The organism is Streptomyces sp. NPDC059668, assembly GCF_042734135.1.
Lineage (GTDB): Bacteria > Actinomycetota > Actinomycetes > Streptomycetales > Streptomycetaceae > Streptomyces.
Genome location: NZ_JBHWEL010000028.1, coordinates 1 through 21,732 on the forward strand (window position 1 = coordinate 1; position 21,732 = coordinate 21,732).

The window sequence follows — 21,732 nt, forward strand, 5'->3', positions numbered from 1 at the left end:
GCCCGTGTCTGTGGGGGCCCCGCCCCCAGACCCCCGCTCCGGCCTTAAGGGCCTTGTCCTCAAGCGCCGGACGGGCTGGTGGTGCGGGCCCGCGCCGGAAGAGTGCTGAAGGGCGAAAGGGTTCTGAACGACTGACGCCCAGGGCAGGTATTTCAGCCCGTCCGGCGTTTGAGGACGAGCCCTTCGGGCGAAACGGGGGTGCAGGGGGCGCAGCCCCTTGGCCGGGGTCCGGGGGCGGAGGCCCCAGGGACGGGTGCCGGGGGTCAGGCCGGTGGGTCGGTCGGCGGGGCGTCCGATGCCGTCGCCCCGCGCGGCCCCGGCGCATACCGCTGCGCCGGCTCCCGGGAGTACGACCGCAGATACCCGACCACCGTGTTGGTGACGGCCACCAGCGGCACCGCCACCACGGCGCCCCCGATCCCCGCGACCAGCCCACCCGCCGCGACGGACAGCACCACCGCCAGCGGATGCACCCGCACCGCCCGCCCGAGGATGAACGGCTGCAGGATGTGGCCCTCGATCTGCTGCACGGCGAGCACCACGAGCAGCGTCATCAGCGCCGTGAACACCCCCTGCGTCACGACCGCGACCACGACCGCGAGCGCCCCGGACACCACCGCGCCGACCAGCGGGATGAACGCGAAGAGGAAGATGAAGACGGCCAGCGGAACGGCCATCGGCACGTCGAGGAAGTAGATTCCGAGGCCGATGAAGATGGCGTCGATCAGAGCCACTATCACCGTGCCGCGCACATAGGCCGTCAGGGTCCGCCACGCTCGCGGCCCCGCTCCCGCCACCCCGGGCCGCGCCGCCGCCGGCACCAGCTTCAGCGTCCACTCCCAGATCCGCTTGCCGTCGTACAGCAGGAACAGCGTCGAGAACATCGTGAGGAGGATGCCGGTCAGCGCCTCCACGATGACCGTGACCCCTTCGAGCCCCGCCGACGTGATCTGGTCGGTGTTCGCGCCGATCGCGTCCCGCAGGTTCTTGGCGATCTCGTTGATCTGTTTGTCCGTCACGTGGAACGGGCTGTTGAGGAGCCACTTGCGCAACTCGTCGATGCCGTCCTGGATCTGGTCCGAGAGGTTGTCGATGTTCTCCTGGACCTGCCAGACCACGAACCAGCCGACCAGTCCCATGATGACGAAGCCCAGGATCGCGGTCAGCGCGGTGGCGAGCCCCCTCGGGAACCCGACCCGCTTCAGGCGCGCCACCGTCGGCTGGAGCAGCGCGGTGATGAGCAGCGCGGCGACGAAGGCGAGGACGACCAACTGCACGGCGCTGATGACACGCATCAGCACCCACAGGGTGCCCGCGAGGACGAGCAGTCGCCAGCCGGCCTCGGCCGCGACGCGTACGCCCCACGGCACGGCCATCGACGGATCGGGGCGCGCTTCCTCGAACGGGTGGGCGGCGGGAGCCGAGGCCGGCACCGGTTGCCGGGGCGCCGGAGCGGAGGAGGGCGCGCCGGTGGATTCCGGTGCGGACGTACGGGTGTGCTCCGGGTCGTCCGGGACGGTGTCGTCGTCGAGCCGCCCGGTCGCGCCGGCCGAGTCCTCCGCGTGCCGTACGGCTCCGGTGCCGAAGGTGTCGTCGTCGAGCGCGCCCGAGGACTCCTTCTCCACCTCGGCGCGGCGTTCGTCCAACCGTTCACCGAGCTCGGTCAGTCCGGCGCCGAGCCGGTTGAGCCACCCTGGCACTCGCGACATGATCGGTTCTCTTCCCCCGCTCCGCCCCACCACTCCCCCCTGGAGTCGTCGGCTCCGACCGTACATGGCCGAAGCCCCTCACCCTAGGACGGGGAGGGGCTTCGGAAGGTTGAGCGGCCGGCGTGCGGCGTGCGGCTCAGTACCAGTGGTTGGCCTGCCAGAACGACCAGGCCTCGCACGGGCTGCCGTAGCGGCTGTCCATGTAGTTGAGGCCCCACTTGATCTGGGTGGCCGGGTTCGTCTGCCAGTCGGAACCGACGGTCGACATCTTGGAGCCGGGCAGGGCCTGGAAGAGACCGTAGGCACCGGAAGAGGCGTTGACCGCCCGGTAGTTCCAGCTGGACTCGTGGTCCACGATGTTGCTGAAGCACTGGAACTGCCCGCTCGGGACCATCGAGGACGCCATCGCCTGGATCTGCGCGGTGGTGTACGAGGCCTGAACGGAGAAGGTCGAGGCGTCACGCAGGGCGGACCGGCTGGCCGCCTTCTTCGCTTCCTCGCGCTCCTTGGCTTCCTTCTCGGCCTTTTCGGCAGCCTTCTGCTTGGCGACTGCGTCCTTGGCCGCCTGAAGGCGCGCGGATTCCTCCGCGTCCTTCTTGGCGCTCGCGTCCGCGGCGATGGCCTGTGCGTCGGCCTGCTGCGTCAGGGACGCGGTCTGTACCTGGGCCTGCTGACCCGCAGGTATGTCCGCGAGGAGGGTCGAGTCGCTCGCCGTTGCCTCGGCGTCGTTCGACGGCTGTCCAGTGCTGCCCGAGGCAACACCAGTAACGGCACCGACGGCGGTGACCGCGGTGGCCGAAGCCACTGCGAATCCCCGGACCGAAATCCGGCTCACACGGTTTCCTTCCAGCATCGCCCGCTTAGGTGACCCTCGCGGACGCAATCTTGCCCTTGGCGCTGGCCTCCGCACTGCATGGTCACGGGAGGCGCGGGCCCGGTGGGCAACTCCCGCTCGGGGAGTGCCGCGTGGTGCGCGGGCGGCATACGACGGCTCTATGGAGTTCTGAGGTTCCTGTTGTTCCGTACCGCTGGGGGTACAGGTGTGTCGTATGCGGGGCCTGACAGGACTGAGACTCTGCCGTAACCCGACGCGTCGAGGCAATTCCCAGTTGCGTGTGAAAGCTCACACCTCGTTTGGCCCACCGGTTTCACGGAAACAACCGCGCGCACAGACGCCGCCCGGCTAGGCTCTTCGCCTTCTGCCGGGCGGCGTCAATTACCGTGTATCCGCCATCCTTTGACCGGGTGAGGTCAGGAAGGGACAGGCGGTGCCAGGTGCGGTCAGATCTGTCCGTCCTCCAGCATTTCGGTCACGAGTGCCGCGATCTGGGACCGCTCGGAACGGTTCAGTGTCACGTGCGCGAAGAGCGGGTGGCCCTTCAACTTCTCGACGACGGCGACCACTCCGTCGTACCGGCCGACACGCAGGTTGTCCCGTTGTGCCACGTCATGGGTGAGAACCACCCGTGAATTGGCGCCGATCCGGGACAGCACGGTCAGCAGCACGTTCCGTTCCAGCGACTGTGCCTCGTCCACGATCACGAAGGCGTCGTGCAGCGAGCGGCCACGGATGTGCGTGAGCGGCAGGACCTCCAGCATGCCGCGCGCGGTGACCTCCTCGATGACCTCGCGCGAGGTGACCGCCGACAGCGTGTCGAAGACCGCCTGCGCCCAGGGGCTCATCTTCTCGGACTCGGAACCGGGCAGATAGCCGAGCTCCTGCCCGCCCACCGCGTACAGCGGCCGGAAGACCATCACCTTCTGGTGCTGGCGCCGCTCCAGGACGGCCTCCAGGCCCGCGCAGAGCGCGAGCGCGGACTTGCCGGTGCCGGCCCGGCCTCCCATCGACAGGATCCCGATGTCCGGATCGAGCAGCAGATCGAGCGCGATGCGCTGCTCGGCGCTGCGGCCCTTGATGCCGAAGGCCTCCCGATCACCGCGCACCAGACGGACGTTGCCCTCGGACGTGACACGGCCGAGGGCCTTGCCGCGCTCCGACTGGATCGTCAGGCCGGTGTGCACCGGAAGGTCGGACGCCTCGGGGACGTAGACGTGTCCCTCTTCGAAGAGGAGGTCCACCTGCTCGCCCGACAGGGTCAGTTCGGACATTCCGGTCCAGCCGGAGGAGCCCGTGATGGCGAGTTCCGCGCGGTACTCCTCGGCGAGGAGACCGACGGACGAGGCCTTGATCCTGAGCGGCAGGTCCTTCGATACGACCGTGACGTCGTATCCCTCGGCCTGCAGGTTGCGGGCGACCGCGAGGATGCGGGAGTCGTTGTCCCCCAGGCGGTACCCGCTGGGCAGGACGCTGGGGTCCGAGTGGTTGAGCTCGACACGTACGGTCCCGCCCAGTTCCCCGATCGGGATGGGGGCGTCGAGGCGGCCGAACCGCACCCGGAACTCGTCGAGCAGGCGGAGGGCCTGCCGGGCGAAGTACCCGAGCTCGGGATGGTGCCTCTTGGCCTCCAGCTCCGTGACCACGACGATCGGCAGCACTACCTCGTGCTCGTCGAAGCGGCTCAGGGCATTGGGATCGGCCAGCAGGACGCTGGTGTCGAGAACATAGGTGCGCCGGTCTGGCATACGGCGCTTTGTGCTGGTCACCACGGAAGGACGTACCCCCTCGGATGAGGTCGGGGAGCGACGAAGGAGATCTGGACCGGTCGACGGCCACGCTGCGCGGGCCGGGGACCGGCCCTCCACTTCGTCCGTGCTGTGACCGCACGGTCGGGCTGGTGCAAAGGGCCTCCCGGGCGGACGGCCCCGTGCCGTCCGCTGAGATACGACACCCGTGGTTCGGGCGTCGACCTGCATGGCTTATGCCCTCGAACGCGCATGGCCATGCAAGAGCATGTGACCACGCGTTCGTTAACTCCGGATGACGTATGTCCCTCGCGGCATCCCGGGTGACCCCGTGGATCAGCCGCCGTAGCGGCGGTGTCGCGCCGCGTAGTCACGCAGGGCGCGCAGGAAATCGACCTTGCGGAAGGCCGGCCAGAACACTTCGCAGAAGTAGTACTCCGAATGGGCGGTCTGCCAGAGCATGAATCCGGACAGGCGCTGTTCGCCGCTGGTGCGGATCACCAGGTCCGGATCGGGCTGGGCGCTCGTGTACAGGTGCTTGCCGATGAGGTCGATGTCGACGGAGTCGGCCACGTCGGCGAGCGAGGCGCCCTTGTCCGCGGCGTCCAGGAGCATGGAACGGACCGCGTCGGCGATCTCCTGGCGGCCTCCGTAGCCGATGGCGACGTTGACGACTATCCCGTCGACGTGCGCGGTGGCCTCCTCGGCCTCCTTGAGGGCCGTCTGCATCGGGGACGGCAGCAGGTCGGGCGTGCCGACGTGGTGCACCCGCCAGCGGCCGTCGGCGGCCAGGGTGCGCACGACGCCCTCGATGATGCCCAGCAGCGGGACGAGCTCGTCCGCGGGGCGGTCGAAGTTGTCGGTCGACAGCAGCCAGAGCGTGACGACCTCGACATCCGTCTCGGAGCACCAGCCGAGGAACTCCTCGATCTTGTCGGCTCCGGCCCGGTGGCCCTGGGCGGCGGTGTTGCCGGCCGCCTTCGCCCAGCGCCGGTTGCCGTCCATGATGACCCCGATGTGCTTGGGCACCTGGTCGTGGTCGAGGTGGCCCTCCACCCTGCGTGTATAGAACCTGAGCAGCAGACGGCGCAGGTTGTCCCGCAGGTTCACGTGTTGTCAGCCCCTCCGTGCGGATCGGACCGGCGCGCCCGAGCGGCCTCGCTCGGCGCAACCCCTGTCCCGATGGCGGTCCCCGGGGGCGAAGCCTACCCCCGGCCATGTCCTGCCGAAGTCCACCCCCGGGCGCCCCAGGGGCCTCCCCCGACGGGTGCCGGCGCCCTGGCATAGGTTCGTTCCCATGAACGACCTGCCTCTTTACCGCGCCTCGACGGAGCGGTACGACTCGATGGAATACCGGCGCACCGGAAGCAGTGGCCTCAAGCTGCCGGCCGTGTCGCTCGGCCTCTGGCACAACTTCGGCGACGACCGCTCGCTCGACTCGCAGCGCGCGATCCTGCGCCGCGCCTTCGACCTCGGCGTGACGCACTTCGACCTGGCGAACAACTACGGCCCGCCGCCCGGCTCGGCGGAGCTGAACTTCGGGAAGCTCCTGAAGCAGGACTTCGCGCCGTACCGGGACGAACTGGTGATCTCCACCAAGGCGGGGTACCTGATGCACCCCGGCCCGTACGGCGAATGGGGCTCCCGCAAGTACCTGCTGTCCTCCCTGGACGCCTCGCTGAAGCGGATGGGCGTCGACCACGTCGACATCTTCTACTCGCACCGCTTCGATCCGGACACCCCGCTGGAGGAGACGATGGGCGCGCTCGCGTCCGCGGTCCAGCAGGGCAAGGCGCTGTACGTCGGGGTCTCCTCGTACAGCAGCGAGCAGACCGCGGAAGCGGCCCGGATCCTCACCTCAATGGGTGTACGGCCGCTCATCCACCAGCCCTCGTACTCGATGATCAACCGCTGGACCGAGGACGACGCCCTGCTCGACACGCTGGAGGCGGCCGGCATGGGCTGCATCTCCTTCGTGCCGCTCGCGCAGGGCCTGCTGACGGGCAAGTACCTCCAGGGCATCCCGGAGGGCTCGCGGGCCACGCAGGGCAAGTCGCTGGACCCGCAGCTGCTGAGCGACGAGGTGCTGCGCCGGCTGAAGGGGCTGAACGCCATCGCGGCCCGCCGTGGCCAGTCCCTCGCCCAGCTCGCGCTCACGTGGGTGCTGCGCGACGAGCGGATGACCTCCGCCCTCATCGGCGCGTCCAGCGTGGCGCAGCTGGAGGAGAACGTGGCGGCGCTCGCCGGTCCGAAGCTCACGGACGAGGAGCTGAAGGAGATCGACACCTTCGCGGTGTCGACGCCGGGGACGAACATCTGGGCCGGACGGCAGTGAGTCACCGCCCTCGTGTCCCCGGGGTCCAGGGGGCGCACGGGGGCGCAGGCACCGGCCCGGCGGGCCGCCGTGTCAGGGCACAAAAAACGGGCCGGTCCGTGGGGGGGAGACGGACCGGCCCGAGGGGGGGTTTCCACCATAACCCTTCGTAAGTGATGCTGCGTGCATCGGCGTGCCACAACTACTCTCCGCAACTGTCCGACGACGCCACGGTGAGCGCGGAATCCCTCATTCAGGGTGTGATCTTGGCCGAATCACAGCGGATTCAAAGGGAAACGACGGGCATTCGGAGGAAACCAGAGGGAATCAGAGGGATTCACGGTATCCGCGTTTCCGCCGACCCTCGCGCCGCTCCGCCCGCGCGTACTCCGGGAGGGTGACGCGCGTCCGCGGCGCCCGCTTGACGGCGGCGCTAACTTCACAGCCATGGTCATGTTCACCACGGAACGGACGTCCGAACCGGTGCCGCTGGAACTCGCCGAGTCGGCGCGGGCCAGGCGTCGGGGTCTGCTCGGGCGGGACGGGGTCGAGGGGGCGCTGCTGCTCGGTCCGGCGAGCTCGGTGCACACCCTGGGCATGCGGTTCACGATCGACGTCGCCTATCTGGACCGCAGACTCCGGGTCCTGGCGGTGCGGACGATGCGGCCGGGCCGGCTGGGGCTTCCCCGCCCGCGCTCCCGGTACGTCCTGGAGGCGGAGGCCGGGGCGATGGAACGGTGGGGCGTACGGCGCGGGGCACAGGTCACACTGCACGACAGGTGACACCGGGGGCCCGGAGGCCGGCGGACGCGGCACCGCGCAGCCCCCTCCACCGCGCGGTGCCACACACGCGCGGCTTTGCTCACGCGAATTACCTTGGTCTGAACTTACGTGAGGCGATCAACCAGGGGGAGTCGCCCTCGATAACGATGTGGAAACCCCGCTAGCCGGTCGGCCGTCCGGAGGAGCGCTTCGCACATGCCGGCCCGCAGCGGATGTTTTCGGTCAATCGGTTCCGGCCCCTGCCGATCCCTGCTCCGATCCCTGTGCCGGTCGTCCCGTTCGCTCCCGGCATCGGGCCGGTGCCGGGTGTCCCGCCGCTCAGCCGCTCCGCCCCTCCGGACGGCCGCGGCGCCTGCGGTGCTCCTGATTCCTACGGTCGCGGCTTGCGCGCCTCGATCAGGAAGCGGGTGCTGTGGGCGACGAACGGTCCCTCCGCCTCGATCCGCTCGTGCAGGGACCGGAGTTGGGGCCGGTACCGGTCGACGGTGAAGCCGGGGACCATCCAGATCACCTTGCGCAGGAAGTGCACGACGGCTCCGATGTCGAGGAACTCGACGCGCAGCCGCTCCGCGCGCAGACCGACGACGTCGAGCCCGGCGGACTCCGCGGCGGCGCGGGCCCGGTCGGGGTGCCGGGCGTTCTTGACCTCCGCCGGCTGCGGCCCGACGAAGTGCTCGACCAGTTCGAAGACGCTCGCGGGACCGACCTGCTGGGAGAAGTACGTGCCGCCGGGGCTCAGGACACGGGCGATCTCGGCCCAGTGGGTGCTGACCGGATGCCGGCTGGTGACCAGGTCGAAGGCTCCGTCCGCGAAGGGCAGCGACGCGTCCTCGGGAACGGCGACGACCACGACGCCGCGCGGCCGGAGCAGGGCGGTGGCCTTGGCCGCGTTCGGCGGCCAGCCCTCGGTGGCGGCCACGACCGGGGGCATCCTCGGCGCCGAGGCGAGGACTTCGCCGCCGCCGGTCTGGAGGTCCAGCGCGGCGGCGGCCCCGGCCAGCCGCTCCCCCATCGCCCGCGCGTACCCCCAGGAGGGCCGCTGCTCGGTGGCGCGGCCCTCGAACCAGGAGAAGTCCCAGCCATCGACGGACGCGGTCTCGGCCTCGGCGACGAGGGCCTCGAAGGTTCGCGGAACGGTCATGACGGAGATCCTCCCAACGGCTGTCCGGAGAAGCGAGGGGATTTCCGCCGCCCGGCCGTGTCGGTGGCCGCTGCTACGTTCCGGGCATGACGACGAGGACCGGGACCGGGCAAGTGCCGTACACGGGCGGCGAGAAGGAGAGTCTGCACGCGAGTCTCGACCGGCATCGGGACGCCGTGCTCTGGAAGCTCGAGGGACTCGACGACGAGCGGCTCAGCCGGGTGATGACGCCATCGGGCACCAACCTGCTGGGTCTGGTGAAGCACCTCGCGTCCGTCGAGTACGGCTGGTTCTGCTCGACCTTCGGGCGGCCGACCGAGCCGCTCTGGTTCGACCCGGCCTCCGAGGAGGACATGAGCGCGGGCCAGGGCGAGACGACGGCACAGATCGTGGAGTTCTACGGCCGCGCCCGCGCCGCCGCCGACCGCACGATCGCCGAGCTGTCCCTCGACGACGTGGGCACGTCGTGGCACGGCACGACGGTCTCCCTGCGCTGGGTCCTCATCCGCATGGTCGAGGAGACGGCCCGGCACGCGGGGCACATGGACATCGTGCGGGAGCTGATCGACGGGAGCACGGGGGGCCACCGGCCGGACTGAGACGGACACCGGCTCTCCCGCGCCGCCGGCGAGGGGCGTGGGTCAGCGGCGCGCGGGCGCCGCGTCGCCCGCGGCCGGCCGGGGGTGCTCGGGAAGGACGAGCAGGGCGTGTTCGTCCTCGCCGTGGCGCACCGTGCCGCTGTGCAGGAAGCCGTGCTTCTCCAGCAGGCGTACCGAGGCGGTGTTGCCGGTGAAGGGGTCGGCGTACAGGGGCCGGTGCCGTTCGGCGCCGAGGAAGAGGCCGAGGGCTCTGCCGCCGATGCCACGGCCCCAGTACGGGCGGCCCAGCCAGTAGCCGATGTACCGCCGGTCGCCCTCCCACCACGCGACGAAGCTGCCCGCGACCTCCTCGTCCACGACGACCGTCTGCACCAGGCAGGTCGCGTCCGCGAGGATCCGCTCCTTCCAGTGGCGCATGAAGGCGTCCCGCGGCCGTGGTGTGAATCTCGAACGCCGCAGGGCCTCGGGCTCGTGCTCGTACGCGAGGAAGGCCTCCAGGTCGGCCTCCACGACGTCCCGCAACCGCACGCTGTCCTCTGTCATGCCCGCGAGTCTGGCACCCGGCACTGACAACGGGCCCGCCACCGGACGGGCCGCCGCCCGGTGGCCGCGTGCCGGCCTACGGAACGAGCGCCCGCACCTCTTCGGCCGCGAACCGCACGAACCCCTCGGGATCCGGTTCGTCGCCCGTGGGCTGGAGGATCACCGCGTCGGCCCCGGCGTCCGCGAGCCGCCGTACGGCCGCGGCGACGGCGCGCGCGTCTCCCGCGACGCCCAGGTCCGGGACCGAGCCGAGGCCCTCCGACGCGAACTCGGCGTCGAGCCGGGCGTCGGCGTCGGGTCCCGTGGCGGTCAGGAGATATACGACGACCCGGTGCGGGTCGGTGCGGCCGGCGGACGCGCGTCCCTCGTCGATGAGCCCGCGTGCGCGCCGTACGCCGTCCGGCGTGGTCGACGAGGTGAGGACGGTGCCGTCGGCGGCCTCCCCGGCGAGCCGGAGGGTACGCGGTCCGGTGGCGCCGGCGAGTACGGGCACGGGGGCGGCAGGGGGCCAGTCGAGGGCGACGTCGTCCAGCGTCACGTACCGCCCGCGCGTCGAGAGACGCTCGCCCCGGAGCAGAGCGCGCAGGGCGTCGAGGTGCTCACGCAGCAGGGTCAGCGGCGACTCGGGCCGCGCTCCGACCTGCCCCATCCAGTCCTGCACCCCGTGCCCGACGCCGAGCACGGCCCGGCCCGGGAACATCCGGTCCAGGGTGGCGGCCTCCATGGCGACGAGCGCCACGTTGCGCAGGGGTACGGGGAGCAGGCCGACCCCGACGCGCAGCCGCTCGGTCCAGGCGAGCGCGGCGGCTGCCGCCGAGATCCCGCCCTCCCGGAAACAGTCCTCCCACAACCACAACTCCTCCAGCCCCACGTCGTCCGCGAGCCGGGCGATGCCACGGAGGCGTTCCGGGGGCAACTGGGGGCGGAGGACTGCGCCGAGGGTGGTCATGAGGCATCTCTACAGGGTTGCTGCTTCTTGAAGGCGGACGTGTACTCCAGGATCAGTTCCTTCATGGCCGACTCGTCACGGTGCCCCGGCTTGAGGACCTTGACGGCGACGGAGATGTCCTTGTCCGCGGCGCCTCCTCCACGGCACTCGACCACCGACACGGCGGCCCAGTCCGCGTACGCGACGCTGTTCCGTTCCGCGGACACCGGCTGCTTGACGCCGAGTTGGTTCACCGCGATGTCTCGTGCCGAAGCCCCGGCCTCCCGGATCTCCCGTTCCAGGGAGAGCACCAGAGCACCGTCGACCGTCGCCTTGCACGTCGTGATCGCGTCGGCCACCGGGGTGGCCTCGTCGAGGGACAGGCGCTTGCCCGCCGGCAACAGCCTGGAGAGCGCCTGCGTCGGGGCGGGGACGCCGCACAGGCTCTTCGGGAGCGTGTACTCCCGTTTCTGCTCCTCGGAGCAGCCGGCCACCACGATCATCACCGCGACCACCGACAGACAGACCCCGCGCCATCCGTGCGTCAATTCGCGTCACTCTCCGAATTCCATTGCGCCCCGTCCGAGTGGCTGATGCCCGCGGCCGTACGGGCCGCGCGCTTGAGCGCGACGGCGGCCGCCGAACCCCGTCCTCCCTGAGTCGCGTCCGGGGGCAGGGGTGCCGGGCGACCGGTTTCAGGACTCGCATGGGAGGGTCTTGCGGTAGGACTCGGAGAACGGGCCGAGGAAGCGTTGGAGCTTTTTACTCATGTCTCCGTCGGCGTGGACCAGCTCGGCACGGATGGAGAACCGCTCCGACTTGTACTTGGTGTTCCTACAGTCGATCACGGTGAACGCCTCGTCGTCCCAGAGTGCGAAGCGTCCCCCGTCGGCCGGGCGCAGGTTGAAGGAGTGGCTTTGCTCCGCGGCCTGTTCGGCGGTGGTTCCGGCGGGCTGCCAGCGACCCTCGATCGAAAGCTCGATGTCACCGTCGACGACCACCGCGCAGTACGGGCGCGGCACCTCGCCGGGCGCCTGCGGCTTGACTACCTTCAGCTTGTCCCCGCCTGGCAGCAACTCCTTGGTGAGTTCCGGTTTCGCCGGTACACCGCAGAGTTTGTCCGGGACCGAGTAGGCCTTGTCGTCGCCGCTGGAGCACCCGGCGAGTGGCAGCAGGGCGAGTGCGCCGAGCACGCCGACGGCCTTGTGTCTGATCACGATGCCTTCTCGATGCTCTTCAGGACTCGCAAGGGAGGGTCTTGCGGTAGGACTCGGAGAACGGGCCTAGGAAGCGTTGGAGCTTCTTGCTCATGTCTCCGTCGGCGTGGACCAGCTCGGCACGGATGGAGAACCGCTCCGACTTGTACTTGGTGTTCTTGCAGTCGACCACGGTGAACGCCTCGTCGTCCCAGAGCGCGAAGCGTCCCCCGTCGGCCGGACGCAAATTGAAGGAGTGACTCTTCGCCGCGGCCTGTTCGGCAGTGGCTCCGGCGGGCTGCCAGATGCCCTCGATCGCAAGCTCGACGTCACCGTCGATGAGCGCCTTGCAGTAGTAGGCCGGAACCGCCTCGGCCGTGTGGGACTTGACGATCCTCAGCTTGTCACCGCCCGGCAGCAACTCCTTGGTGAGTTCCGCCTTCGCCGGTACACCACAGAGTTTGTCCGGGACCGCGTAGGCCTTGTCGTCGCCACTGGAACACCCCGCGAGCGGCAGCAGGGCGAGCGTGCCGAGCACGCCGACGGCCTTGTGTCTGATCACGATGCCTTCTCGATGCTCTTCAGGACTCGCAAGGGAGGGTCTTGCGGTAGGCCTCGGAGAACGGGCCGAGGAAGCGTTGGAGCTTCTTGCTCATGTCTCCGTCCGAGTGGACCAACCGCGCCTCGATGGAGAACCGCTCCGACTTGTACTTGGTGTTCTTGCAGTCGACCACGGTGAACGCCTTGTCGTCCCAGAGTGCGAAGCGTCCCCCGTCGGCCGGACGCAAATTGAAGGAGTGACTCTTCGCCGCGGCCTGTTCGGCGGTGGTCCCGGCGGGCTGCCAGATGCCTTCGACGACGAGTTCGACATCTCTGTCGACATGCACCGTGCAATATTGATCCGGCGCCGGCCCGACCGTCTGCGACTTGACGACCCTTAGCTTGTCCCCGCCTGGCAGCAACTCCTTGGTGAGTTCCGCCTTCGCCGGTACACCGCAGAGCTGGTCGGGAACCGTGTAGGCCTTGTCGTCGCCGCTGGAGCACCCGGCGAGTGGCAGCAGGGCGAGTGCGCCGAGCACGCCGACGGCCTTGTGTCTGATCACGATGCGTCTCCCGCGCTTTCCATCGTGGCGCCGGCGGTGTGGCCGTCGTCCGCGCCGTTCGCCGCCGAGTTCTTGAGGTCGTTGATGGTGTCGGCGGTGAAGCCACTGTTGCGTGTGGCCGCGCCGACAGCGGTCCTCGCCGAATCCATCACCGCCGAGCGGCCTTCGTGATACGTACGCGTCGCATCCCCTTCGGCCTGGTCCGAGGAGTCCTTCTCGATGCTCTTCATGATGGATTCCTGAATGTCCTCGGAAGCCCACTCAAGTGGAGCGCCAAGAATCGGCACGCGTTCGGCGACCTTGTCGACTCCCATACCGAGGAGGCGATCGGCCCACTTCTGCTTCTCGGCGGCGGCTTCGTTGAACTCCTTGTCCGACGCCGTGTGGTAGTCGAGCACGGCATCGGCCCGCGATTCGCTCATGACGCCCGCGACGATTCCGCCCGCGCGCGTGGCGTTGCGCAGCCGCTCCGCGTCCGAGACGGAGGAGTCGCTGTCCCCGTTGATCACGTCGTTCACGACATCCGCCGTGTAGGCCTGCTGCGCGCTGGTGATCGACGCGTAGGCGTCCGGGTCCTGTCCGACTTCCGCGAGGAACCGGTGCGCGAACTCCGAATTCAGCTTGGCCGGTTCTCCGAACGATGTGAACTGTTCTCCACCTCCGGCAAGGGAGGACTGAAAATCACCCATGTACTCGGCGGTGATGTCACCGAGGCTGCCCCGCATGGCATAGAGCGGGCCGCTCTCCTCGTCCAGATCCCCGTTCTCGTTGTGCCGGATCAGCCCGGGATCCTCGCCGAACTTGTTCACGATGTCATTGACCAGTTTGGCCCGCTCGGGAGTGTGACGGATCGCGTCCGCCGTGTCGTCGCTGTCGTACGGGCGGCCCGTCGTCGCCGATTCGAGGGCGTGGCCGAGGGCCTCGGGGCCGTAGCCCAGCGCCTTCTTCGTCTTGTCCTCGTCGGCGAGGATGTTGGTGTCGTTCGTGTCGACGGTCCACTCGAAGTCCTTGTCGGTGAACACGTCCAGGTACGACGTGAACCCGACCTTGCCGCCCGACTTCACCGTGCCGTCCTCGTTGTACGCGGTGGGCGTGTCGGTGAAGAACTTCTCCGAGGCCTCGGGGCTGTGACCGAGCGCCTCCAGGACGCTGTTGAGCGGGTCGTTGCCGGTGCCCAGCTTGCCGGAGGGGTTGAAGCCGTAGATGTCCTCGCTGCCCATGGGCTTGTTGTTCAGGAAGCGGTACGGGTCTTCCTTGTGGAGCTGGGTGATGTGCTCGGCGATCGGGTTGATGAAGCGGGCGTCGTAGTTGCCGTAACGAAGCAGCCCGCCGAGGACCTGGTACCCGTACGGCTTGTTCCACTGGCCCTGTTCCCAGCCGATCTGCTGGGTGCCGAGCCGGCGGAAGTCGGCGCCCCAGCTGCCCGGCAGGTGGTGCGCGGTGTCCGGGTCGGTCGCGTTGGCCAGCGCGAATCCCATGTTCTGCTGGAGGTCGCGTACGCCGTCCAGCCGGACCTTGGACGCGTCCCCGCCGGTCCCGTCGATGGACATCTCGGCGTAGAACTCCAGCGTCTTCTGCGGACCGCCGAGTCCCTCGTAGAACTCGGTGGCGAACTCGCCGTCCTTCTCGCGCCCGTTGTAGCGGATCAGCCGGTTCAGCTCGGCCAGTTCCTGGTCGGTCATCTTGTCGCCCTTGTGGGCGAGTTCCAGCGCGCGTTCCACCTGGGCGTCGTTCAGGGACTCGTACGCGCTGTGCCCGGCGTTGTGCGGATCGTCGCCGTGGCTCTTGCGCAGGGCGCGGGCCACCGACGCGTCGATCTCGGCGGCGTGGGCGAGGAGGCCGTTGATACGGCCCTCCAACTCCTGCCGGGCGTCGCGCTGTTCCTGCGTCCGCTCGTCCGTGTCGCCCCGGATGTGCGGGAAGAAGCAGCGGACCTTGCCGCCACCGATGTCCTCGACGCGGATACCGAGGGCGGGAGCGTCCGTCTGGACCGCGGCCTTGATCTGCTTCTGCAGGGCGGCGAGTTCGGTGTGGGCGTCGTCGAGGACCTGGTAGATGCTGTTGGCCTCGGTGTGGAGATCGGCTATCTCCTTGGTGGTCTTGGCCACGAACTCCCGTGTCACCGTGGCGTTCACCCCGGCCCAGCGAGCGCCGTCCGACTTGGCCTGCATGCCCTTGCGGGCGTTCTCCGCCTGGGTCTTGAGACCGTCGACGGTGTTCTTCCAGTCGGTGACGGCCGTGGCGAGCCTGCCCAGGTCGACCTCGACGAGGTCCGTGAACGTGAGTGCCATCCGGGCGCCCCTACTTGAAGTACTTGTCGAGTTCGGACACCGACTCGGCCGAGCCGTCCCGGCCCTGGAGCACGGCCGCGATCTGGGCGTCCTGCTCCGCGTGCAGCTTCTTGCTGAAGTCGAGGTGGTTGGAGATGTGCGCGCACGCCTGGAGCACCGACTTGGCCTGGGAGGTCCACACCGAGACCGTCAGCTCCAGGGCCCCGCCCATCTCGAAGCCGTGGGACTTCAGGGCGGCGGCGGACTGCATGGTCGAGCCCGCGCCCCCCTTGTCGGCGCCGGCCCCCGCGATGTCCGTCTTCTTGTGGAGCTCCCCGTAGAGGATGAACGCCTCGTGGCCCACGGCTCCCAGGTCGTCCTGACTGACCACGAGATCGGCGCCACCGCCGCCGCCCGGGTCGGCGGGCAGTTGGTTCAGCCGCATGTGCGTCGTGCTCCGCCGGGCCGCGTCGGCCTTCAGCTTCTCCCACTCGTCCCAGGCCATGCGACCCGTGCCCTCCCGCGTTCCCCGCTGTCCCCGTGATCCCCGTGACGCGGCAGGCGGTCGTGGCTCCTGATACGCCCGTCCCCCTTACCGCGTCCTTACCGTAGCAATGGTGCCGTGAGCATCGATCACTCGAAGGACACCTCACATCAATGCTTCACACTTGCCCCGCGGGCATCCGCTCGTACCGCAGGAGTACGACCCCGTTGCCGAAGGTGCGGGTCTCCGTGAGCCGGAGCGCGGTCAGGGCGTCCGCCTGTGGGAACAGCGGTTTACCGGCGCCGATCAGCACCGGATGGACGTAGATCCGGAACTCGTCGACCAGGTCGTGCCGCAGGAACGTCGCGGCGAGGTCGGCGCCGCCCAGGCCCAGGTCCCCGCCCGGCTGCTCCTTGAGCGCCCGGACCTCCTCCGGTACGACGTCCCGCACCACGGTGGTGTTCCAGTCGGCCCGCTTCAGCGTCCGCGAGTACACGATCTTCGGGATGTCCCGCCAGATCCCGGCGAACTCGGCCTCGGTGGGGGTGCTCGCGGGGTCCTGGTCGGCGGTCGGCCAGTACGCGGCCATCAGTTCGTGCGTCCTCCTGCCGTCCAGCAGGGCGCCGAAGCGGCTGATCTCCTCGTTGAAGTGCCGGTGCAGGTCCGCGTCGACCCGGTGCCAGTCGATCTCGCGGTCCGGTCCCTCGATGTACCCGTCGAGGGACACCGACATCATCAGCACGATCTTCCTCATGGCAGCAGGCTTTCAGCTCTGGGTCCCCGACGAGGTTCCGTCCGACGCGCCGCGCGGGAAGGTCACCTCGACGCGGCGGTTCTTCCGGCGGCCCTGCTCCGAGGTGTTGTCCGCGATCGGATAGTCCTCGCTGTAGCCACGTACCTCGAAGGTGACGTCCGTCGAACCGAGCGCCGCCGCCAGTTCGTCGTGGACGATCTCCGCGCGCTTCTTGGAGAGGGTGAGGCCGTGGGCGTACGAGCCGAGGTTGTCGGTGAAGCCGAAGACCCTGACCGTCGTCGCCTTCTGGGCCTTGATCTCGTCCGCGATCGCGTCGATACGGGCGCGGGCGTCCGGGTTCAGTTTCGAACTGTCCTTGGGGAAGAGGACTTCGGCCTGGAGCGCGAACGTCACGTCCGAGTTGGTGTCCTCACGCCGCTCCTCCCCTCCGAGGTCCTCCACCACCGACTTGATGTCCAGCACCTTGGCGGGGGCGAGGGTGGCGCCGTCGGCGAGTTTGAGGCCGGGGTTGTTCGCGTCCACGTCGGGGGGCGGCGATGTAGTGAGGCTGCCCGGTGGTGCGCTCGGGTCTCCGTCGTTCGCGAACGCGTGAGGGCTCGTAAGGGTAAGCGTGGACAGGACAGCGAGGGCTGTCAACATGGTTGCCGCAGCGCGGGAGGTATGGGCCATGGGTCACTCGCCATCGGAGAGTTCGATGGTGGCCGGGGGCATGGTCGGTACTTGGAACTGCACGCTCGTCGTCCCGGCGGGTGGCGCCGGGAACTGTGCGAACCAGTCGACGGTCGCCCCCTGGGAAACACCGCCCTGGAACTTGGTGCACAGGCAGCGGCCTTCGGTGTCCCGCAGAATGAGGTACTTCTTCTTGCCCTTCTCGTCCACCAGGCTCGCCCCTGCCAGGGACCCGCCGTTCTTCTTCAGCTCGTTCTCGTCACTGATCCACTCGGCACCGATCCACAGACCCGAGGTGCTGTTGGTCACCGTGCCGTTGACGGTGACGAAGCCACCCTGGTCTCGCTTGGCCGACGTGACCGCGAGCGCGATGCCGTTGCTCTTGACCTCGACGATCGGCTGATCGGCAGTAGGTGCGCTGCTCTCTTTGGCCTTGCCGCCGGAACTGTTCTGGGCAGGAGTGGAAGCCGACGGCTCCTTGCCTGATTTGCCGTCGCCACCGCTCCCACCGCAGCCGGCCACCGTGAGAAGCAGCCCAGTCGTGATCGCCACCGCGCTCAGCGCCCTGCGGCCCTTCATGGTGTGCCGAAAGTCCATCGGTACGGCTTCCTCTCACTCGGCCAGATGCACAGAGAACAGCACGGACGCGTCCGGAAGGTCGACCGGATCGAAATTTCCGGGGTCGATGTTGACGGTCTCGCCGTCGCAGTTCAGCTCGACGGGCTTCTTGGGGTCCGCGGCCGGGTCGAAGTCACAGCGCGGCTGGATGACGGCGACGGCGTGCGCGGTCGCGTGCTTGGTCTCGGTGCCGGGAATGATCGACCTGCCGACCGTGTAGTTGGTCTGGATGTCGGCCTGATACCCCGGATAGCCGTTCCTCTCGACAGCCTGCAGACCTCGAAGCGTCGAGTCGTTCTCGGCGGCCAACTGCTGGGCCGCGGCGTCGGACCCCACTCCGTCGGGACCTTGTATCCCGTCGAGCCAGTCCAGCCAGTTGTCGGCGTGGCCGACAGCAGCCCCCAACTTGTCCATGAGCTCGTCGCGTGCGTCCTGCGCCGCCGCCAACGCAGCAGCGTCCGCCGCGGATTGAGCTCCATTGCGGGCGGACGCTGCCTGAGCGAAAGCGAAGAAGGCGATCGCTGCGAAGAGCAGGATCCCCGTCAGCCAGATGTAGATGGGGAGGGTCTGCCCTCGATCGTTGCGCGGTGGACCGGCGCTCAGCCTCCGCCGACGACGTCGTCCACAGCATTGCCGATCGCCTGCGAGATCCGACCGTTCAGCCCGAGTTGATCGATGAGGGTGTAGATCCCCGCGATGAGAATCATCAGACCCGCGTACTCCACAAACCCGGCCCCCGCGTCCCGACCACGCCCCCGCATCCGGGTGGAGACGGTCTCCGTCCAGGTGCGCAGCGTACGCTCCGCGCGGACTCCGGCCCTCAGCGTCCAGTCCTTCGCCACCACGAGCACTGCCCTCCCACACGCCGCCACAATTGACACAGGCACGGTACGTGAGAACCCGCCTACTCCGAGTGGGCCCAGGGGCCCAACTTCCCCGTGCCGGAGTCATCCGCCCCACCCCTCACGCGCCGTCCCCAGCCAGTGCGCGATCGCCTCGCTGCGCGAAGAACTGTGCAGCTTCGCGAAGATGCGGTTGATGTGGTTCTTGACGGTCTTCTCGCTGATGAAGCAGGCGGCGGCGATCTGACGGTTGCTCATGCCGGCGGCGATGAGGTCCATCACCTCCACCTCCCTCGAACTCAGGTCGAAGTCGAGCCGGTCGGGCACGCGGCGGCGGAGCCTTGCCCCGCGGCCGGTGTGAGCCTTCGACGACTGTCCCACAACCGATTGCAGATGCGAAGAGATTTCGTTCGGTTCGTACGAAACACCGAGCGATTCCGGGAGGACGTGCGGACCGCGCCCCACATCCCTTACGGCGGTGACCAGTTCGGCCGTCGTGAACTCGCCATGGACGAGATAGCCGACCGCGCCCCGGCGTGACGCCTCGGCCACGACCTCGGGTTCGCGGCTGTACGTCAGCATCATCACGGGGGCGATCCTGGCCAGGTCGGGCAGGGCGGTGAGGCCGTCCGTGCCGGGCATGCGGACGTCGAGGAGGACGACGTCCGGCGGATGGGCGGTCGCCGCGGTCACCGCGTCCTCGCCGTTCGCGGCCTGGGCGACGACCTCGATGTCCGGGTGGCCGCCGAGCAGCGCGGCCAGTCCGGCCCGGACGACGGGGTTGTCGTCGGCCACCAGTACACGGAGGGGCGGGCCGATGAGTGCCTGGTCAGGCATGTGCGGCCTCCTCTTGGGGGGTGTAGGGAGGAGTGGGGGCGAGGGGAAGGGCCAGCTGGACCTCGGCCCCTCCTCGCTCGGAGCGGTTCAGGTCGACGCGGCCGCCCAGGGACGCGGCGCGTTCCGCCATGCCGAGCAGGCCGAAGTGGCCGGTTCTGGTCAGGTCGTCGAGGGTGGCGCCGGGAGGTGGGCCCACTCCGTCGTCCCGCACCCGTACCGCGAACTCGCCTTTGGAGGGGTCCAGTTCTACTTCCACCGTCACCGCCTTCGCGTGCGCGTGACGGTGCGCGTTCTCCAGTGCCTCGGAGACGATGGCCAGGACGTGCCGGGCGGTGGCGCGGGGCAGGACCGGGCGCTCGCCCCGGTGCCGGAGTTCCGCGGGCAGATGAGTGCGTGCCTCGAACACCGAAAGCAGGCAGGCGAGTTCGGACAGGACGTCCGTCTCCGGGTTGGTCAGGTCGGTATGGCGGCGCAGGTCCGACAGAAGGTCGCGTGACTCCGCCGCCGCCCGGCGGGCCGCCCCCGCGACCGTGGCCGCCTGGCGCCCGAGCGTGCCCGGGTCCGCGCCGTCCGCCGAGGCCGAGGCGGCCAGCGCCTCCGCCGCCAGCGCCAGGCCGTGCAGCGTCTTGGCGACCGAGTCGTGCATCTCCCGGGCCAGTCGCGCCCGTTCGGACTCCACGGCCTCGGCGACCGCGAGACGGGAGTTCGCCTCGGACAGTGCCTGGCTCGCCGTGCCGAAGCGGAACATCAGGTTGCGCAGGGTGACGCCGATGATGCCCGCGCCGACGCAGAACCCCGCGATCAGGAGGGTGTTGGCACCGGCCCCCGGGTGGTGCTGCCAGGCCCGGTAGACCGTCACCAGGACGATCAGTTGCAGGCCCGTGAAGACGCCCGAGCCGCGCCAGCCGTACAGCAGGCCCGCCAGCAGGGGGGTGCAGACCGTCGCGTACGCGAGGGGGGACGCGGGGGACGCCGTCAGGAGCAGCACCGCGCCGAAGGTCAGGTCCACGGCCATCAGGGTGGGGTGCGCGAGGAGGCGGGGGCCGAAGCGGTCCCAGTCCCTGAGCATGGCGTACGAGCCCATGACACCGAGGACGGCGGCGGCCAGGACCGCGTAACGGGAGAGGCCGTCGGTCGCGTTGGCCATCGCGAAGGGTGCGCCGATCGCGATCGCGGCGAGGCGGACGGCGAAGGCCTGGCGGCAGAGGGCCTGGAGGGCGTTGAGCTGGAGACGGACGCTGCCGGGGGCGGGGGCGTCGTCGGCGAGGTAGCCGGGGCCCGCGCCATCGGGCCAGCTCGACTCCGGCGCCTCCCCGGCCGCCCCCGTCCGCTCTCGTTCCGCCGGTGCCCACGGCCGGACCAGCCGGGCCCACAGCCGGCCGGGTGAGGCCGCCCACGGCCGGTGCGGCGCGGGGGCCGGGAGCCAGGGCGGCGGCGTGCGGCGGGTGTCCATCAGCGGCCCAGGATCGAGCCGAAGTTCGTGCCCGACCCCAGGAACATCCCCGTGGCGATCAGGATCATCGTCGCCGGAAGCATGAAGACGAGGGTGACCATCGTCGCCTTGGGGATGGTCTTGGCCGCGCGGCGGCGGGCGTTCTGGGCGTCCGTGCGGCGCATGTCCGTGGCCAGCTGGATCAGGGTCTCGGCGATCGGGGAGCCGAGTTCCTCGCCCTGTTGGAGTGCCGACACGAACTGGGCGACCTGTTCGGAGGAGTTGCGCCTGCGCAATTCGTCGAAGGCCTGGCGGCGGCTGACGCCCATGTCCATCTGGCGCAGCGTGATGCGCAGTTCGTCCGACCACGGTCCTTCGTACTTCTCCGCGACGCGGTCCAGGGCCTGGCGGAAGCCGAGACCCGCCGAGACCACGACGGCGAGGACGTCGAGGAAGTCGGGGAGGATGCGGTCGATGGCCTCCTTGCGTTCGCGGACGGCCTGCCAGATGAGGGCGTCGGCAGCGACCAGACCGAAGGTCAGGGAGAGCACGGCGAACAGGAGCCGTCCGTTGGTGAGGAAGATCAGGCCCAGCAGGACGCCGAAGACGCCGTACACCGCGCGGCGGGCGGCATAGCGGTTGAGGGTCAGACCGCCGGGGTTGCCCGCCATGTCTATGCGCCGGCGTTTGGCGTCGACGCGGCGGGGGCCCATCAGGCGCAGCACCACGGGGGCGAAGCGCATGCCGAGACGGTCGACGGCGGAGTCCGCCTTGGAGACGCGGGTTCCGCCGACCTCCAGGGCGAGCGCGAGGTCGCTGGGCAGTTTCGCGTCGGCGCGGATCATGCGGATGCCCAGCAGGGCGCCCGCGACGGCGGCGGCCGTCACGAGGGCGAGCAGCAGGGGGAGCAACGTAATCCCTCCTTCC

24 protein-coding genes are annotated in these 21,732 nt (G+C 69.4%); 3 read left to right on the forward strand and 21 right to left on the reverse strand.

From position 1 onward, the window contains the following. Positions 1-263: 263 nt before the first annotated feature. The 4 genes from ACFV2J_RS21185 to ACFV2J_RS21200 form a co-directional block, all read right to left on the reverse strand. Complete coding sequence (locus ACFV2J_RS21185) at positions 264-1,709, reverse strand: AI-2E family transporter (protein WP_385094585.1); 1,446 nt, start codon at positions 1,707-1,709, stop codon at positions 264-266. A gap of 136 nt (positions 1,710-1,845) precedes the next feature. Next, entirely contained in the window at positions 1,846-2,562 is a 717-nt protein-coding gene (locus tag ACFV2J_RS21190) for a transglycosylase SLT domain-containing protein (RefSeq protein WP_385094588.1), read from the reverse strand. 428 nt (positions 2,563-2,990) lie between these two features. Next, positions 2,991-4,316 carry a PhoH family protein gene (locus tag ACFV2J_RS21195; RefSeq protein WP_168530006.1) on the reverse strand — a complete coding sequence of 442 codons (1,326 nt, stop codon included), beginning with the start codon at positions 4,314-4,316 and terminating at the stop codon, positions 2,991-2,993. A 312-nt stretch (positions 4,317-4,628) separates the two neighbouring features. Then, entirely contained in the window at positions 4,629-5,402 is a 774-nt protein-coding gene (locus ACFV2J_RS21200; RefSeq protein ID WP_385094591.1) for an isoprenyl transferase, read from the reverse strand. 187 nt (positions 5,403-5,589) lie between these two features. Here ACFV2J_RS21200 and mgrA point away from each other — a divergent pair, with 187 nt between their 5' ends. Next, positions 5,590-6,627 (forward strand): L-glyceraldehyde 3-phosphate reductase, encoded by a 1,038-nt coding sequence (gene mgrA / locus ACFV2J_RS21205; RefSeq protein ID WP_385439986.1) that lies wholly within the window; start codon positions 5,590-5,592, stop codon positions 6,625-6,627. Between the two features lie 426 nt (positions 6,628-7,053). Beyond that, a complete protein-coding gene (locus ACFV2J_RS21210; RefSeq protein WP_385084426.1) occupies positions 7,054-7,389 on the forward strand; it encodes a DUF192 domain-containing protein in 336 nt (111 codons plus the stop codon). A 370-nt stretch (positions 7,390-7,759) separates the two neighbouring features. Here ACFV2J_RS21210 and ACFV2J_RS21215 read toward each other — a convergent pair whose 3' ends face one another. After that, positions 7,760-8,530 (reverse strand): class I SAM-dependent methyltransferase, encoded by a 771-nt coding sequence (locus ACFV2J_RS21215; protein WP_385084424.1) that lies wholly within the window; start codon positions 8,528-8,530, stop codon positions 7,760-7,762. Positions 8,531-8,616: 86 nt separating this feature from the next. Here ACFV2J_RS21215 and ACFV2J_RS21220 point away from each other — a divergent pair, with 86 nt between their 5' ends. Then, positions 8,617-9,129 carry a DinB family protein gene (locus ACFV2J_RS21220; protein ID WP_385084422.1) on the forward strand — a complete coding sequence of 171 codons (513 nt, stop codon included), beginning with the start codon at positions 8,617-8,619 and terminating at the stop codon, positions 9,127-9,129. 42 nt (positions 9,130-9,171) lie between these two features. On the opposite strand, the gene ACFV2J_RS21225 is transcribed toward ACFV2J_RS21220, so the two are convergent. The 16 genes from ACFV2J_RS21225 to ACFV2J_RS21300 form a co-directional block, all read right to left on the reverse strand. Next, the gene (locus tag ACFV2J_RS21225) at positions 9,172-9,672 is read right to left on the reverse strand and encodes a GNAT family N-acetyltransferase (protein ID WP_385084420.1); all 501 of its coding nucleotides are present in this window, start codon (positions 9,670-9,672) and stop codon (positions 9,172-9,174) included. Positions 9,673-9,748: 76 nt separating this feature from the next. Next, entirely contained in the window at positions 9,749-10,621 is an 873-nt protein-coding gene (locus ACFV2J_RS21230) for an LLM class flavin-dependent oxidoreductase (protein WP_385084418.1), read from the reverse strand. Next, positions 10,618-11,148, reverse strand: a complete 531-nt coding sequence (locus ACFV2J_RS21235) for a hypothetical protein (protein WP_385084416.1) — start codon at positions 11,146-11,148, stop codon at positions 10,618-10,620. The genes ACFV2J_RS21230 and ACFV2J_RS21235 overlap by 4 nt, the downstream gene beginning before the upstream one ends. 147 nt (positions 11,149-11,295) lie before the next feature. After that, positions 11,296-11,817 carry a hypothetical protein gene (locus tag ACFV2J_RS21240; protein WP_385084414.1) on the reverse strand — a complete coding sequence of 174 codons (522 nt, stop codon included), beginning with the start codon at positions 11,815-11,817 and terminating at the stop codon, positions 11,296-11,298. Between the two features lie 19 nt (positions 11,818-11,836). Continuing rightward, positions 11,837-12,358, reverse strand: a complete 522-nt coding sequence (locus tag ACFV2J_RS21245; RefSeq protein ID WP_385084412.1) for a hypothetical protein — start codon at positions 12,356-12,358, stop codon at positions 11,837-11,839. A gap of 19 nt (positions 12,359-12,377) precedes the next feature. Further along, positions 12,378-12,899, reverse strand: coding sequence for a hypothetical protein (locus ACFV2J_RS21250; RefSeq protein ID WP_385084410.1), 522 nt, complete (start codon positions 12,897-12,899; stop codon positions 12,378-12,380). Further along, on the reverse strand, positions 12,896-15,190 hold the full coding sequence (locus ACFV2J_RS21255) for a hypothetical protein (protein ID WP_385084408.1): 2,295 nt from the start codon (positions 15,188-15,190) through the stop codon (positions 12,896-12,898). The genes ACFV2J_RS21250 and ACFV2J_RS21255 overlap by 4 nt, the downstream gene beginning before the upstream one ends. A gap of 10 nt (positions 15,191-15,200) precedes the next feature. Then, positions 15,201-15,674: a hypothetical protein gene (locus ACFV2J_RS21260; RefSeq protein WP_385084406.1), complete on the reverse strand. Its 474-nt coding sequence runs from the start codon at positions 15,672-15,674 to the stop codon at positions 15,201-15,203. 157 nt (positions 15,675-15,831) lie between these two features. Beyond that, positions 15,832-16,407, reverse strand: a complete 576-nt coding sequence (locus tag ACFV2J_RS21265; RefSeq protein WP_385084404.1) for a dihydrofolate reductase family protein — start codon at positions 16,405-16,407, stop codon at positions 15,832-15,834. A 12-nt stretch (positions 16,408-16,419) separates the two neighbouring features. Further along, positions 16,420-17,076: an OmpA family protein gene (locus ACFV2J_RS21270; RefSeq protein ID WP_385084402.1), complete on the reverse strand. Its 657-nt coding sequence runs from the start codon at positions 17,074-17,076 to the stop codon at positions 16,420-16,422. A 3-nt stretch (positions 17,077-17,079) separates the two neighbouring features. Continuing rightward, positions 17,080-17,673: a hypothetical protein gene (locus ACFV2J_RS21275; protein ID WP_385084400.1), complete on the reverse strand. Its 594-nt coding sequence runs from the start codon at positions 17,671-17,673 to the stop codon at positions 17,080-17,082. A 15-nt stretch (positions 17,674-17,688) separates the two neighbouring features. Beyond that, a complete protein-coding gene (locus tag ACFV2J_RS21280; protein WP_385084430.1) occupies positions 17,689-18,297 on the reverse strand; it encodes a pilus assembly protein TadG-related protein in 609 nt (202 codons plus the stop codon). Next, positions 18,294-18,539, reverse strand: a complete 246-nt coding sequence (locus ACFV2J_RS21285) for a hypothetical protein (RefSeq protein WP_385084428.1) — start codon at positions 18,537-18,539, stop codon at positions 18,294-18,296. The genes ACFV2J_RS21280 and ACFV2J_RS21285 overlap by 4 nt, the downstream gene beginning before the upstream one ends. 102 nt (positions 18,540-18,641) lie before the next feature. Then, the gene (locus ACFV2J_RS21290; protein ID WP_385084398.1) at positions 18,642-19,373 is read right to left on the reverse strand and encodes a response regulator; all 732 of its coding nucleotides are present in this window, start codon (positions 19,371-19,373) and stop codon (positions 18,642-18,644) included. Further along, positions 19,366-20,826 (reverse strand): sensor histidine kinase, encoded by a 1,461-nt coding sequence (locus ACFV2J_RS21295; RefSeq protein WP_385084396.1) that lies wholly within the window; start codon positions 20,824-20,826, stop codon positions 19,366-19,368. The genes ACFV2J_RS21290 and ACFV2J_RS21295 overlap by 8 nt, the downstream gene beginning before the upstream one ends. Then, entirely contained in the window at positions 20,826-21,716 is an 891-nt protein-coding gene (locus ACFV2J_RS21300; protein WP_385084394.1) for a DUF5936 domain-containing protein, read from the reverse strand. The genes ACFV2J_RS21295 and ACFV2J_RS21300 overlap by 1 nt, the downstream gene beginning before the upstream one ends. Between the last annotated feature and the right edge of the window lie 16 nt (positions 21,717-21,732).

Coding starts and splice junctions, on each gene's coding strand:
- ACFV2J_RS21185 (WP_385094585.1), bottom strand. CDS start 1,709: ATGTCGCGAGTGCCAGGGTGGCTCAACCGGCTCGGCGCCGGACTGACC.
- ACFV2J_RS21190 (WP_385094588.1), bottom strand. CDS start 2,562: ATGCTGGAAGGAAACCGTGTGAGCCGGATTTCGGTCCGGGGATTCGCA.
- mgrA (WP_385439986.1), top strand. CDS start 5,590: ATGAACGACCTGCCTCTTTACCGCGCCTCGACGGAGCGGTACGACTCG.
- ACFV2J_RS21210 (WP_385084426.1), top strand. CDS start 7,054: ATGGTCATGTTCACCACGGAACGGACGTCCGAACCGGTGCCGCTGGAA.
- ACFV2J_RS21215 (WP_385084424.1), bottom strand. CDS start 8,530: ATGACCGTTCCGCGAACCTTCGAGGCCCTCGTCGCCGAGGCCGAGACC.
- ACFV2J_RS21220 (WP_385084422.1), top strand. CDS start 8,617: ATGACGACGAGGACCGGGACCGGGCAAGTGCCGTACACGGGCGGCGAG.
- ACFV2J_RS21225 (WP_385084420.1), bottom strand. CDS start 9,672: ATGACAGAGGACAGCGTGCGGTTGCGGGACGTCGTGGAGGCCGACCTG.
- ACFV2J_RS21230 (WP_385084418.1), bottom strand. CDS start 10,621: ATGACCACCCTCGGCGCAGTCCTCCGCCCCCAGTTGCCCCCGGAACGC.
- ACFV2J_RS21255 (WP_385084408.1), bottom strand. CDS start 15,190: ATGGCACTCACGTTCACGGACCTCGTCGAGGTCGACCTGGGCAGGCTC.
- ACFV2J_RS21260 (WP_385084406.1), bottom strand. CDS start 15,674: ATGGCCTGGGACGAGTGGGAGAAGCTGAAGGCCGACGCGGCCCGGCGG.
- ACFV2J_RS21265 (WP_385084404.1), bottom strand. CDS start 16,407: ATGAGGAAGATCGTGCTGATGATGTCGGTGTCCCTCGACGGGTACATC.
- ACFV2J_RS21270 (WP_385084402.1), bottom strand. CDS start 17,076: ATGGCCCATACCTCCCGCGCTGCGGCAACCATGTTGACAGCCCTCGCT.
- ACFV2J_RS21275 (WP_385084400.1), bottom strand. CDS start 17,673: ATGGACTTTCGGCACACCATGAAGGGCCGCAGGGCGCTGAGCGCGGTG.
- ACFV2J_RS21290 (WP_385084398.1), bottom strand. CDS start 19,373: ATGCCTGACCAGGCACTCATCGGCCCGCCCCTCCGTGTACTGGTGGCC.
- ACFV2J_RS21295 (WP_385084396.1), bottom strand. CDS start 20,826: ATGGACACCCGCCGCACGCCGCCGCCCTGGCTCCCGGCCCCCGCGCCG.